This is a genomic window from Undibacterium sp. TJN19 (assembly GCF_049339485.1).
GTDB lineage: Bacteria > Pseudomonadota > Gammaproteobacteria > Burkholderiales > Burkholderiaceae_D > Undibacterium.
Window position 1 is genome coordinate 842,472 of record NZ_JBMPPL010000001.1, and the last position, 13,719, is coordinate 856,190.

Sequence of the window (13,719 nt, forward strand, 5' to 3'; positions counted from 1 at the left end):
TTTCTTACAAACTACGTCTTTGCTTACGCTTCGCCGCTGTCCATGACATCTGAGGTTGTTACTTCAGGTATGGGAGCGAACACTGCTTTTTCCGCTTCCAGCATGGCAGTACGTTCATCGGCTTCCCAGGTTTCTTTCAACTTGCGGGCACGATGGAAGGCCAGACCGGTACCGGCAGGTATCAGACGACCAACGATGACGTTTTCTTTCAAACCACGCAGACCGTCTTTTTTGCCCATGATCGCAGCTTCGGTCAGAACACGTGTGGTTTCCTGGAAGGACGCCGCAGAGATGAAGGAATCTGTAGACAACGATGCCTTGGTAATACCCAGCAAGATATTTTCATAGGTTGCAGGGATACCGTTAGCTGCTGCTACGCGATCATTTTCATCGAGCAATTCAGAACGTTCTACCTGTTCACCAACGATGTAGTTGGCATCGCCTGGATTAACCACGACAACGCGACGCAACATCTGACGCACGATCACTTCAATGTGCTTGTCATTGATCTTCACACCTTGCAAACGGTACACGTCCTGTACTTCATCAACGATGTAACGTGCCAGCGCTTCGATACCCAGCAAACGCAGGATGTCTTGTGGATCGGCCGGGCCGTCAACAATCATCTCACCTTTGTTCACGACCTGACCGTCATGTACCAGGACTTGTTTGTCTTTGGTGATCAGGAACTCGTGTTTCTCGCCGTCCATGTCTGTGATTTCCAGACGTTGTTTGCCTTTGGTTTCTTTACCAAACGCCACCGTACCTGTTACCTCTGCCAGCATACCGGCATCTTTTGGTGAGCGGGCTTCGAACAATTCAGCAACGCGTGGCAGACCACCGGTAATATCACGGGTTTTTTGTGATTCTGTCGGGATACGCGCCAGAACTTCACCCACGTGTACTTGCTGACCGTCTTTGACGGTAATCAGCGCGCCCACCTGGAAGCCGATCGTTACTGCGTGCTCTGTACCGGCGATCTTGACTTCTTCGCCTTGTTCGTTCAGCAGCTTGACTTGTGGACGCAATGTTTTACCAGCTGCGCTACCACGGCGTTTCGCATCGATCGCTACCAGCGTGGACAAACCTGTCACTTCATCAACCTGTTTGGCAACAGTCACGCCTTCTTCGACGTTTTCGAATTTCACCGTACCGGTGTATTCGGTAATGATAGGACGGGTCAATGGGTCCCATGTTGCCAGGGCGATACCAGCCTTGATCACCATGCCATCTTTAACGATCAGCGTTGCACCGTAAGGTACTTTATGACGTTCACGTTCACGACCATGGTCATCAGTGATCAACACTTCGCCAGAACGGGAAATAACGATCTGGTCGCCTTTACCGTTGGTGACATAACGCATGGTCGCTGTGAAACGGATAGTACCGTTGGACTTGGCTTCAACAGAAGACGCAATCGCTGCACGGGACGCCGCACCACCGATGTGGAAAGTACGCATCGTCAACTGTGTACCTGGTTCACCGATGGACTGCGCAGCGATAACACCGACTGCTTCACCAGAGTTAACCAGCGAACCACGGCCCAGATCGCGGCCATAGCACATTGCGCACAGACCATAGCGTGTATCGCATGTCAGTGGTGTACGTACCTTGACTTCATCAATGCCCAGGGCTTCGATGCGTTCTACCATTGTTTCGTCGAGCAGGGAGCCTGCTTCGTACAGCGTTTCCTGTGTTTCAGGATTGACGATGTCATTGGCGCAGACACGACCTAAAATCAGGTCACGCAAAGGCACGTTGACTTCACCGCCTTCAACGATCGCCTTCATGGACGAACCATTGGATGTACCGCAGTCATCTTCAACCACGACCAGATCTTGTGTCACGTCAACCAGACGGCGTGTCAGGTAACCGGAGTTCGCTGTTTTCAACGCCGTATCGGCCAGACCTTTACGCGCACCGTGAGTGGAAATAAAGTACTGCAAAACGTTCAGACCTTCGCGGAAGTTCGCGGTGATCGGCGTTTCGATAATCGAGCCATCCGGTTTCGCCATCAGACCACGCATACCTGCCAACTGACGAATCTGGGCAGCAGAACCACGCGCACCGGAGTCGGCCATCATGTAAATGGCGTTGAAAGATTCTTGTGTACCAACAGAGCCGTCGCGGCGCGTGACTGGTTCAACTTTGAGTTGTTCCATCATGGCCTTGCCGACTTCATCACCGGTTTTACCCCAGATATCGACCACTTTATTGTAACGTTCGCCCGCAGTCACCAGACCGGACGCATATTGCTGTTCGATCTGTTTGACTTCGTGTTCGGCATTCGCTACCAGCGTGACTTTTTGTGGTGGTACCAGCATGTCATCGATACAGATGGAGATACCGGCACGTGTCGCCAGGCGGAAACCGGATTGCATCAATTGATCAGCAAACACAACGGTTGCGCGCAGGCCGCACTTACGGAAAGAAGTATCGATCAGCTTGGAAATTTCTTTTTTCTTCAGCGGACGATTCAATACGGTAAATGGCAGACCCTTAGGCAGGATTTCAGACAAGATCGCACGGCCAACAGTCGTTTCATAACGCTTGATGGTTTTAACGAATTCGCCAGTTGCCGGATCTTTTGGATATTCGGTAATACGGACTGTCACGCGGGTAGCCAGTTCGACTTCCTTGTTGTCCCAGGCGCGGATCGCTTCTGAAACGTCAGGGAACATCATGCCTTCGCCCTTGCCGTTGATTTTTTCACGGGAAGCGTAGTACAGACCCAATACGATATCCTGGGAAGGAACGATAGACGGTTCACCATTGGATGGGAACAGGATATTGTTCGATGCCAGCATCAAAGTGCGTGCTTCCATCTGTGCTTCGATAGACAGTGGAACGTGAACCGCCATTTGATCGCCGTCGAAGTCGGCATTGAAGGCCGCGCAGACGAGTGGGTGCAACTGGATCGCTTTACCTTCGATCAGGACTGGTTCAAACGCCTGGATACCCAGACGATGCAGTGTAGGCGCACGGTTCAGCATGACCGGATGTTCGCGGATGACTTCTTCCAGGATATCCCATACAACTGGTTCTTGGATCTCTACCAGTTTTTTCGCTGCCTTGATGGTAGTTGCCAGACCCATCAATTCCAGTTTATTGAAAATGAAAGGTTTGAACAGTTCCAGCGCCATCAGTTTTGGCAGACCGCACTGATGCAATTTCAGTTGTGGACCCACCACGATAACGGAACGGCCAGAGTAATCGACGCGTTTACCCAGCAAGTTTTGACGGAAACGACCGCCCTTACCCTTGATCATTTCTGCCAGGGATTTCAGAGGGCGCTTGTTGGCGCCTGTCATGGCCTTGCCGCGACGACCGTTATCGAGCAGGGAATCGACGGCTTCCTGCAACATACGCTTTTCATTGCGTGTGATGATTTCAGGAGCGCGCAATTCCATCAGGCGCTTCAGACGGTTGTTACGGTTGATGACGCGGCGATACAGGTCATTCAGATCGGAAGTCGCAAAACGGCCACCATCCAGTGGGACCAATGGACGCAGTTCTGGCGGCAAGACCGGCAGAACTTCCATAATCATCCAGTCTGGCTTGATGCCTGAGCGCTGGAATGCTTCCAGTACTTTCAGGCGTTTTGCGTATTTCTTGATCTTGGCTTCAGATTTGGATTCTTTCAACTCTGTGCGCAGGGTTTCTGCATCACGGTCGATGTCGATGGAACGCAGCAATTCACGGATGCCTTCGGCGCCCATGAATGCGGTGAATTCATCGCCATGTTCTTCGTACTTGGCAGCGTAATCATCTTCGGACATGATCTGGCATTTTTTCAGCGGTGTCATGCCTGGATCGGTGACGACATATGCTTCAAAATACAGAACGCGTTCGATATCGCGCAATGTCATGTCCAATACCATCCCCAGACGGGATGGCAGGGATTTCAGGAACCAGATATGCGCAGTTGGGGAAGCCAGCTCGATATGGCCCATGCGTTCACGACGCACTTTGGCCAGAGTCACTTCAACGCCGCATTTTTCGCAGATCACGCCACGGTGTTTCAGGCGTTTGTACTTGCCGCACAGGCATTCATAATCTTTGATAGGACCAAAAATCTTGGCGCAGAACAGACCGTCGCGCTCAGGCTTGAAGGTACGGTAGTTGATGGTTTCCGGCTTTTTAACTTCGCCGTAGGACCAGGAACGAATTTTTTCTGGTGACGCCAGACCAATCTTGATCGCGTCGAATTGTTCGTTGGGTTGGACTTGCTTGAATAGATCGAGCAGAGCTTTCATGTGTATCACTCCAGTTAAGCGCGCAAACGCTTGGTGGCTGAATGGTGCTGCAACAGAAGCTTCGCCGCTTTACCCTGTTCGCATGAGCGGGAGAGCCTGGTCTTTTGACACAGGTTCCGCTGATACCGGGAACGACATTACTTCCAAACTGCTTGCCAGGTTTAACGGCCATCGCCCGAATGCTATCCGGGCGATGACTTTGCTACGCAATTACAAAAAACTAAACTTCTTAGCTACGTTCGAGATCGATATCGATACCCAGAGAGCGAATTTCCTTGACCAGAACGTTGAAGGACTCAGGCATGCCGGCGTCGATCACATGGTCACCTTTGACCAGGTTTTCGTACACTTTGGTACGGCCATTCACGTCATCGGACTTGACTGTCAACATCTCTTGCAAGACATAAGACGCGCCGTAAGCTTCCAGTGCCCAGACTTCCATCTCACCGAAACGCTGACCACCGAACTGCGCTTTACCGCCCAGTGGCTGTTGCGTGACCAGAGAGTAAGGACCGGTCGAACGTGCATGCATCTTGTCATCCACCAGATGGTGCAATTTCAGAACGTGCATGTAACCCAGCGTGACTTTACGCTCAAACGCTTCACCGGTACGGCCATCAAACAGGGTGACCTGGTTTTTCGATGGTGTCATACCCAGTTGCGCGGCGATATGGTCAGGGAAGGCCAGATCCAGCATGCGACGGATTTCATCTTCATGCGCACCGTCAAATACCGGTGTAGCAAATGGCACACCGTGCTTCAGGTTGTTCGTCAATTCCAGGATCTCGGCATCAGAGAAACCGTCGATATCTTCCTTCTTGCCAGATTCGTTATAAATCTTCTTCAGGAAATCACGCAGTTCTTCTACCTTGGCCTTGGCTTTCAGCATTTCGCCTATACGCAAGCCCAAGCCTTTCGCTGCCCAGCCCAGATGCACTTCCAGAACCTGACCCACGTTCATACGTGATGGAACACCCAATGGGTTCAACACGATGTCAGCCGGGGTACCGTCAGCCATGTATGGCATATCTTCGATAGGCACGATACGGGAAACCACACCCTTGTTACCGTGACGACCCGCCATTTTATCACCAGGTTGCAAACGACGTTTAACAGCCAGGTAAACCTTGACCATTTTCTGTACGCCTGGCGGCAATTCGTCGCCCTGTGTCAGCTTGGTACGTTTTTCTTCAAACGCCAGATCGAACTGGTGACGTTTTTCAGCGATGGAGTCCTTGATCGCAACCAGTGCATTCGCTGATTCATCAGATGCCAGACGAATATCGAACCAGTGGTATTTATCCACGCTGGCCAGGTATTCCTTGGTGATCTTGCTGCCTTTAGCCAGTTTGGCCGGGCCGCCATCAGCGATCTTGCCGTCGAGCATACGTTCGAGACGCTCAAATGCATCGCCTTCAACAATACGCAACTGATCGTTCAGATCGAGGCGATAACGCTTCAATTCATCATCGATAATCTGTTGTGCACGTTTGTCGCGTTGTATGCCTTCGCGGGTGAACACTTGTACGTCAATGACCGTACCTACCATGCCGGAAGGCACGCGCAGGGATGTATCTTTCACGTCAGAAGCTTTTTCACCGAAGATGGCGCGCAGCAGTTTTTCTTCTGGTGTCAGTTGAGTTTCACCTTTTGGTGTCACTTTACCGACCAGGGTATCACCGGCGGTGACTTCAGCACCGATGTAGACGATACCGGATTCATCCAGACGTGCCAGCTGATTTTCTGCCAGGTTGGAGATATCACGTGTGATTTCTTCCGCACCCAGTTTGGTGTCACGGGCAACAACCGACAACTCTTCGATATGAATCGAGGTGTAGCGGTCATCAGCCACGACTTTTTCAGAGATCAGGATCGAATCTTCGAAGTTATAACCATTCCAAGGCATGAACGCGACCAGCATGTTCTGACCCAGGGCCAATTCGCCCAGATCTGTCGATGCGCCGTCGGCCAGTACGTCACCTTTTGCAACCAGGTCGCCAACCTTGACGATAGGACGTTGGTTGATATTGGTGTTCTGGTTAGAACGGGTGTACTTGATGAGGTTGTAGATATCCACACCGACTTCACCAGCCTGTGCTTCAGCATCATTGACACGAATAACGATACGGCCCGCATCGATGTAATCCACTTTACCGCCGCGCAGTGCCTGTACTGTTGTACCGGAGTCAACTGCCACGGTACGTTCGATACCTGTACCGACAAATGCTTTTTCTGGACGCAAGCAAGGAACGGCCTGACGTTGCATGTTGGCACCCATCAACGCACGGTTCGCATCATCGTGTTCGAGGAAGGGAATCAGCGATGCCGCAACAGAAACCACCTGACCAGTAGCCACGTCCATGTACTGGATACGCTCTGGGGATACCAGGATCGTTTCGCCAGCTTCACGGGCAGAGACCAGTTCATCGATCAGTTTGCCTTCGCCATCAATCGTCGCATTCGCCTGGGCGATGATGTAACGACCTTCTTCAATCGCAGACAGATAATCGATCTGTGGCGTGATTTTGCTGTCGACTACTTTACGGTATGGTGTTTCCAGGAAACCATATTCGTTCAGACGTGCATACAAAGCCAGCGAGTTGATCAGACCAATGTTTGGTCCCTCTGGTGTCTCAATCGGGCAGACGCGGCCATAGTGGGTTGGATGAACGTCGCGGACTTCAAAGCCAGCGCGCTCACGTGTCAAACCACCAGGTCCCAGGGCGGAAATACGACGTTTATGCGTGATTTCTGACAATGGGTTCGTCTGATCCATAAACTGGGACAATTGTGAAGAACCGAAGAACTCACGAATCGCAGCAGAGATAGGCTTGGAGTTGATCAGGTCATGCGGCATCAGGTTGTCGGCTTCAGCCTGACCCAGACGCTCTTTGACAGCACGTTCAACACGTACCAGACCAGCACGGAACTGGTTCTCAGCCAATTCACCGACGCAACGTACGCGACGGTTACCCAAGTGATCGATATCATCGACTTCACCGCGGCCATTGCGCAGCTCAACCAAAATCTTGATAACGGCCAATACGTCTTCGTTCGACAGGGTCATCGCGCCTGTCAGTTCATCACGGCCAATACGGCGATTGAACTTCATGCGGCCCACTGCGGACAGATCGTAACGCTCTTCGCTGTAGAACAAGCCATTGAACAGGGCTTCAACAGAATCTTCTGTTGGTGGTTCGCCAGGACGCATCATGCGGTAGATGGCAACACGGGCAGCCATCTGGTCAGCCGTATCATCAGCACGCAAAGTTTGCGAGATGTAAGCACCCTGATCCAGATCATTGGTGTACAGAGTCTGGATGTCAGCGATCTTGGCATCGCGCAGGCGACCCAGCAATTCTTCTGTCAGTTCATCATTGGCATTGGCAATGACTTCGCCGGTGTCGCCGTCAACGATGTTCTTGGCCAGCACGCGGCCGAGCAGGTAGTCTTCAGGCACGGAAATGTGCTTGATGCCACCGGCTTCGATTTCACGGACATGCTTGGCGTTGACACGCTTGTCTTTGGCAACAATGACTTTACCGTCTTTATCGCTGATGTCGAAACGGGCGACTTCGCCACGCAGACGTTCTGCGACGAATTCCATTTCTGCGCCATCATTGTGCAGAGTGAAATTATCAAAAACGAAGAAGTTCGCCAGGATCTGCTCATTGCTCATGCCTATGGCGCGCAGCAGAATAGTGACTGGCATCTTGCGACGACGGTCAATACGGAAGAACAGGATATCTTTAGGATCGAATTCAAAATCGAGCCATGAACCACGGTAAGGAATGATCCTTGCCGAGAACAGCAATTTACCGGAAGAATGCGTCTTGCCGCGGTCATGTTCAAAGAACACGCCTGGGGAACGATGCAACTGGGAAACGATAACCCGCTCAGTACCATTGATAACGAAAGAACCAGTGGTTGTCATCAAAGGCAATTCGCCCATGTAGACTTCCTGTTCTTTCATTTCTTTGACGACTGGCTTGGTTGGCGATTCTTTATCCAGTATCACCAGGCGCACTTTTGCACGCAAAGGTGATGCGTAAGTCAGGCCACGCAATTGACATTCCTTGACGTCGAACGCAGGATCGCCTAAAACGTAGGACAGGAATTCAAGACGTGCGAACCCGTTGTGCGAAACAATCGGGAAAATCGAGGTGAAGGCAGACTGCAAACCCTCGTTCTTACGAGTTGGCGGTGTTCTGTCTTCTTGTAAAAAACTCTGGTACGACTCGATTTGAGTCGCCAGCAAGAACGGAACGTTGTGGACGTTGGCGCGCTTCGCAAAAGATTTACGAATACGCTTCTTCTCAGTAAATGAGTAGTGCATGGACACTCCGTGAGTGGCAAGGAAAGATAGAGAATTCAGGATTTTTGTCACAAAAATAACATATAGCAACTCTGTGACAAAAAAACCTCAAGTCTCAACCCTCGGTCTTAATAAACAGCTAAACAACCCTGAACGACAAAGAAGCCAAAGAGGAACCCTCTCTTTCAAGAGGATTCCTGTCTTTGACTTAGGCAAATCCGAAGACTTGCCATGATACCGTATTACTTGATGTCGGCTTTCGCGCCAGCATCTTCCAGTTTTTTCTTAGCTGCGTCAGCATCAGCTTTGGAAACTGCTTCTTTAACTGCTTTTGGTGCGCCATCAACTACGTCTTTAGCTTCTTTCAAGCCCAGACCAGTGATTTCACGAACTGCTTTAATGACGCCAACTTTGTTTGCGCCAACTTCAGTCAGAATTACGTTGAATTCTGTTTGTTCTTCAACTGCTGCTGCTGGACCGGCTGCTGCTGGGCCTGCTACTGCTGCTGCGGAAACACCAAATTTTTCTTCGAAAGCTTTTACCAGGTCGTTCAGGTCCATTACGGACATCGCGCCTACGGCTTCCAGGATATCGTCTTTGCTAATTGCCATTTGAAACTCCAATTAATTAATTACATTGATACGGTATTTGACGGAAACAATCTTATTCTGCGACAGCTTCAGCAGCTTCAGCTACTGGTGCTGCAGGAGAACCGGATTCTTTCTGTGCTGCGACGGCTGCCAGAGCACGTGCGAAAGCAGATACAGGAGCCTGCATCATGCCAACCACTTGCGCCAACAATACTTCACGGCTAGGAATGCTTGCCAATGCGACAACGCCAGCTTTATCCAGCGATTTGCCTGCATAGTTACCCGCTTTAACAACCAGTTTGTCATTGCTTTTTGCAAAGTCTTGAACGACTTTAGCAGCAGCAACAGCATCTTCCGAGATTGCATAAATCAACGGACCAGTCATTTCAGAAGCGAGACTTGCAAATGCAGTTCCCTCAACAGCGCGACGTGCCAATGTGTTTTTCAACACACGCATGTATACGCCTTGAGCGCGTGCGCTAGCACGCAATTGCGTCAAATGACCGACCTGGATGCCACGATATTCGGCCACGACGATAGTCTGTGCAGTTGCTACTTTTGCAGAGACTTCAGCGACGACGGCTTTTTTGTCATTCAGATTGAGACTCACGGTCAACCTCCATTAATGATATTCAGTCCATACACCGGAATGATGTACTTCCCTCATATCGTTTCGAACACGGCGTCCGAAGTTAGGAGTTTCACTGGGGGACCAGTAATCACTACAAAACTTGTTCGGGTACACCATCTGCGTTGGGGCCTGTCGATTGCTCTCCAGATATTAACCTCATGCTTGAAAACTACACTCACACACTCGGCCCAACGGTCTTTGACACTCTGGATGTTTGTTCAAAACATCCAGCCCAAAGATGCGCCCTGCATCAAAAGATGCAGGGACTTGATTCTTTCTTAGCCTGCCAGATTAGCGTGATCTACACGTACACCTGCACCCATAGTGGATGAGATGGATACTTTACGCAGATACACACCTTTGCTGGATGCTGGTTTAGCTTTGTTCAAAGCTTCGATCAGCGCAACCAGGTTGGATTTCAGGTCACCATCAGCAAACGACTTACGGCCGATTGTTGTGTGGATGATACCTGCTTTGTCTGTACGGTATTGAACTTGACCAGCTTTTGCATTTTTAACTGCATTGGCGACGTCAGGTGTTACTGTGCCGACTTTAGGATTAGGCATCAAACCGCGTGGGCCCAGGATCTGACCCAGAGTACCAACGATACGCATGGTGTCTGGAGAAGCGATAACGACGTCAAATGGCATGTCGCCAGCTTTAACGCGTTCAGCCAAATCTTCCATACCAACGATATCAGCACCGGCAGCTTTCGCTTCTTCCGCTTTTGCACCTTGTGCAAATACGGCGACGCGTACTGTCTTGCCTGTACCAGCTGGCAATACGACTGCGCCACGGACAACCTGGTCAGATTTCTTAGGATCAACGCCCAGTTGGACGGATACGTCGATGGATTCGTTGAATTTTGCTGTTGCGCATTCTTTGATCAAGGCGATAGCATTGTCAAATGGATACACTTTCAGACGGTCAACTTTCGTTGCCAGCAATTTTGCTTTTTTAGATAACTTAGCCATTACAGACCCTCTACCGTGATGCCCATGGAACGAGCAGAACCAGCAATAGTACGCACTGCTGCGTCCATATCAGCTGCTGTCAAATCAGCGCGTTTAACGGTCGCGATTTCTTCAGCTTGCTGGCGAGTGATTTTGCCAACTTTGTCTGTATGTGGTTTTGCAGAACCTTTAGTGATGCCAGCTGCTTTTTTGATCATATATGTTGCTGGAGGCGTCTTCATCACGAATGTGAAAGACTTGTCAGCAAATGCGGTGATCACAACAGGAATAGGCATGCCTGGTTCCATACCTTGGGTCTGCGCGTTGAACGCTTTGCAGAATTCCATGATATTCAGACCACGTTGACCCAGAGCTGGACCGATAGGTGGGGATGGGTTTGCTTTACCAGCTGGCACTTGCAGCTTGATAAAACCAATGATTTTCTTTGCCATGTTTGGCTCCTTCAATAAATGAGTAATAGCGCCTGTTAATGTCTTTTCACATCAACAGGCTCCTCTGCCTGCTTTGCCAGTTTTAGCAATTTCCTGCTTCGCACTGGCTACGTTTACTACTTAATTTTTACTGCTTAACTTTTACTACTTAATTTTTTACCGCTTAAACTTTTTCAACCTGACCGAATTCCAGCTCTACCGGTGTAGCACGACCGAAAATGGTGACAGTGACACGCACTTTGGATTTTTCGTAATTCACTTCTTCGACGTTGCCGTTAAAGTCAGTGAAAGGACCATCCTTGATACGTACTACTTCGCCAACTTCGTAGAGCACTTTTGGCCTTGGCTTCTCGACGCCGTCTTGCATCTGTTGCAAGATCTTGTCAACTTCATGCTGAGGAATCGGTGATGGCTTGTTTGACTTGCCACCGATAAAACCAGTTACCTTGTTGGTGTTCTTGACCAGATGCCAGGTATCGTCAGTCATTTCCATTTCGACGAATACATAGCTTGGGAACAAACGACGTTCAGTAACTGCTTTCTTACCGTTCTTGACTTCAATGACTTCTTCAGTCGGCACCAGAATCTGGCCGAACTTGTCTTGCATCTCTGCGCGCTCTATGCGCTCCAGCAAGGCACGATGCACGCTTTTTTCCATACCGGAATACGCATGCACTGCATACCATCTTTTAGCGCTTTTAGGTACAGACACCGCTGGTGCTGTACCTTCTTCGTTTTCCTGAATGTTATCGCTCATTATTTTTTCCATCCGAGGATTACGTCATACAACAAAAATCCGATCAGCTGATCAGTGCCCCACAGGAAAAGCGCCATGACCAGCACAAAACCAAAGACCACGGCAGTGATCTGACCAGCTTCTTTTCTCGTTGGCCATACAACTTTTTTAGTTTCGCGTATGGATTCCTTGGCGAAATTAAAGAAATCACGACCCATTTCAGAGGTTGCGATAAATCCTGCAGCAACCACCAAACCAAGTACCATGGCAGCGGCGCGTATCCACGACGCCTGACCAGCGAGAATATAAAAAGCAGCAACACCGGCAACTGCAGCTACTACCGCCAAGATGACTTTGTACTTGTCATTGGATGTACTAACAGTTTGAACGGGATGATTAGACATACTTTATTTACTTTCGGTGCCCTGTGGCCTTGATGGTGGCAGGGGCGGAGGGAATCGAACCCCCAGCCTACGGTTTTGGAGACCGTCGCTCTGCCAATTGAGCTACACCCCTACATCTTTAAACTACCTACCTGAACTAGTACGGCGACCTTGAAGCAGGTCGCCGTTTTTCATTCGTTTACTACTGAATTACTCGATGATTTTAGCAACAACGCCAGCGCCGACTGTACGACCACCTTCACGGATAGCGAAGCGCAAGCCTTCTTCCATCGCGATCGGGTTGATCAGTTTTACTGTGATCGAAACGTTATCACCTGGCATGACCATTTCTTTGTCTTTCGGCAACTCGATCGAACCAGTGACGTCCGTTGTACGGAAGTAGAACTGTGGACGGTAGTTGTTGAAGAATGGTGTATGACGGCCACCTTCATCTTTGGACAATACATAGATCTCGCCTGTGAAGTGGGCGTGAGGCTTGATGGAGCCTGGTTTTGCCAACACTTGACCACGCTGGATATCTTCACGTTTTGTACCACGCAGCAATACGCCGACGTTGTCGCCTGCCTGACCTTGGTCGAGCAGTTTGCGGAACATTTCAACGCCTGTGCATGTTGTTTTGACTGTGTCTTTGATACCGACGATTTCGATCTCTTCGCCAACTTTGACGATACCGCGTTCGATACGGCCAGTAACGACTGTACCGCGACCGGAGATGGAGAATACGTCTTCTACTGGCAACAGGAAGGCGCCGTCAACAGCACGTTCTGGTGTTGGGATGTAGGAATCCAGAGCAGCAGCCAGTTTCATGATGGCTTCTTCACCCAGTGGACCTTGATCACCTTCGAGGGCCAGTTTAGCGGAACCTTGAATGATGGGCAGGTCGTCGCCTGGGAATTCGTATTTGGACAGTAATTCACGCACTTCCATCTCAACCAGTTCCAGCAACTCAGCGTCATCTACCATGTCGCATTTGTTCAGGAATACGATGATGTATGGAACGCCAACCTGGCGGGCCAACAGGATGTGTTCGCGTGTTTGTGGCATTGGGCCATCTGCTGCGGAGCAAACCAGGATGGCGCCGTCCATTTGAGCCGCGCCTGTGATCATGTTTTTAACATAATCAGCATGGCCTGGGCAGTCAACGTGGGCGTAGTGGCGAGCAGCTGTTTCGTACTCAACGTGGGCTGTATTAATGGTAATACCGCGCGCTTTTTCTTCTGGTGCTGCATCGATCTGGTCGTATGCTTTGGCTTCGCCGCCGAATTTTTTCGACAATACTGTCGCAATCGCTGCTGTCAGTGTGGTTTTGCCGTGATCAACGTGACCAATTGTGCCGACGTTTACGTGCGGCTTGGTGCGTTCGAACTTACCTTTTGCCATTT

9 protein-coding genes and 1 tRNA gene are annotated in these 13,719 nt (G+C 50.2%); all 10 read right to left on the reverse strand.

Annotation, left to right across the window (positions count from 1 at the left end; genetic code table 11):
* Positions 1-23 precede the first annotated feature (23 nt).
* The 10 genes from rpoC to tuf all read right to left on the reverse strand — a co-directional run bounded on the left by rpoC (position 24) and on the right by tuf (position 13,717).
* Entirely contained in the window at positions 24-4,256 is a 4,233-nt protein-coding gene (gene rpoC / locus ACO0LH_RS03990; RefSeq protein ID WP_422939741.1) for a DNA-directed RNA polymerase subunit beta', read from the reverse strand.
* 229 nt (positions 4,257-4,485) lie between these two features.
* A complete protein-coding gene (gene rpoB / locus ACO0LH_RS03995; protein WP_422939742.1) occupies positions 4,486-8,592 on the reverse strand; it encodes a DNA-directed RNA polymerase subunit beta in 4,107 nt (1,368 codons plus the stop codon).
* Between the two features lie 221 nt (positions 8,593-8,813).
* Positions 8,814-9,182 carry a 50S ribosomal protein L7/L12 gene (gene rplL, locus ACO0LH_RS04000; RefSeq protein WP_222616693.1) on the reverse strand — a complete coding sequence of 123 codons (369 nt, stop codon included), beginning with the start codon at positions 9,180-9,182 and terminating at the stop codon, positions 8,814-8,816.
* A gap of 52 nt (positions 9,183-9,234) precedes the next feature.
* On the reverse strand, positions 9,235-9,771 hold the full coding sequence (gene rplJ / locus ACO0LH_RS04005; protein ID WP_162039459.1) for a 50S ribosomal protein L10: 537 nt from the start codon (positions 9,769-9,771) through the stop codon (positions 9,235-9,237).
* Between the two features lie 299 nt (positions 9,772-10,070).
* The gene (gene rplA, locus ACO0LH_RS04010) at positions 10,071-10,766 is read right to left on the reverse strand and encodes a 50S ribosomal protein L1 (RefSeq protein ID WP_422939743.1); all 696 of its coding nucleotides are present in this window, start codon (positions 10,764-10,766) and stop codon (positions 10,071-10,073) included.
* Positions 10,766-11,197 carry a 50S ribosomal protein L11 gene (gene rplK, locus ACO0LH_RS04015; RefSeq protein WP_186956792.1) on the reverse strand — a complete coding sequence of 144 codons (432 nt, stop codon included), beginning with the start codon at positions 11,195-11,197 and terminating at the stop codon, positions 10,766-10,768. The genes rplA and rplK overlap by 1 nt, the downstream gene beginning before the upstream one ends.
* Before the next feature lie 163 nt (positions 11,198-11,360).
* Positions 11,361-11,954: a transcription termination/antitermination protein NusG gene (gene nusG, locus ACO0LH_RS04020; protein WP_422939744.1), complete on the reverse strand. Its 594-nt coding sequence runs from the start codon at positions 11,952-11,954 to the stop codon at positions 11,361-11,363.
* Positions 11,954-12,337 (reverse strand): preprotein translocase subunit SecE, encoded by a 384-nt coding sequence (gene secE / locus ACO0LH_RS04025; RefSeq protein ID WP_422939745.1) that lies wholly within the window; start codon positions 12,335-12,337, stop codon positions 11,954-11,956. The genes nusG and secE overlap by 1 nt, the downstream gene beginning before the upstream one ends.
* 36 nt (positions 12,338-12,373) lie before the next feature.
* Positions 12,374-12,449 (reverse strand) — tRNA-Trp (locus ACO0LH_RS04030).
* A 77-nt stretch (positions 12,450-12,526) separates the two neighbouring features.
* On the reverse strand, positions 12,527-13,717 hold the full coding sequence (tuf, locus tag ACO0LH_RS04035) for an elongation factor Tu (RefSeq protein ID WP_422939651.1): 1,191 nt from the start codon (positions 13,715-13,717) through the stop codon (positions 12,527-12,529).
* Positions 13,718-13,719: the final 2 nt, after the last annotated feature.

What these genes read in the sequence shown, in the direction of transcription:
- rpoC (WP_422939741.1), bottom strand. Translation starts at nt 4,256, where the DNA reads ATGAAAGCTCTGCTCGATCTATTCAAGCAAGTCCAACCCAACGAACAA.
- rpoB (WP_422939742.1), bottom strand. Translation starts at nt 8,592, where the DNA reads ATGCACTACTCATTTACTGAGAAGAAGCGTATTCGTAAATCTTTTGCG.
- rplL (WP_222616693.1), bottom strand. Translation starts at nt 9,182, where the DNA reads ATGGCAATTAGCAAAGACGATATCCTGGAAGCCGTAGGCGCGATGTCC.
- rplA (WP_422939743.1), bottom strand. Translation starts at nt 10,766, where the DNA reads ATGGCTAAGTTATCTAAAAAAGCAAAATTGCTGGCAACGAAAGTTGAC.
- rplK (WP_186956792.1), bottom strand. Translation starts at nt 11,197, where the DNA reads ATGGCAAAGAAAATCATTGGTTTTATCAAGCTGCAAGTGCCAGCTGGT.
- nusG (WP_422939744.1), bottom strand. Translation starts at nt 11,954, where the DNA reads ATGAGCGATAACATTCAGGAAAACGAAGAAGGTACAGCACCAGCGGTG.
- secE (WP_422939745.1), bottom strand. Translation starts at nt 12,337, where the DNA reads ATGTCTAATCATCCCGTTCAAACTGTTAGTACATCCAATGACAAGTAC.
- tuf (WP_422939651.1), bottom strand. Translation starts at nt 13,717, where the DNA reads ATGGCAAAAGGTAAGTTCGAACGCACCAAGCCGCACGTAAACGTCGGC.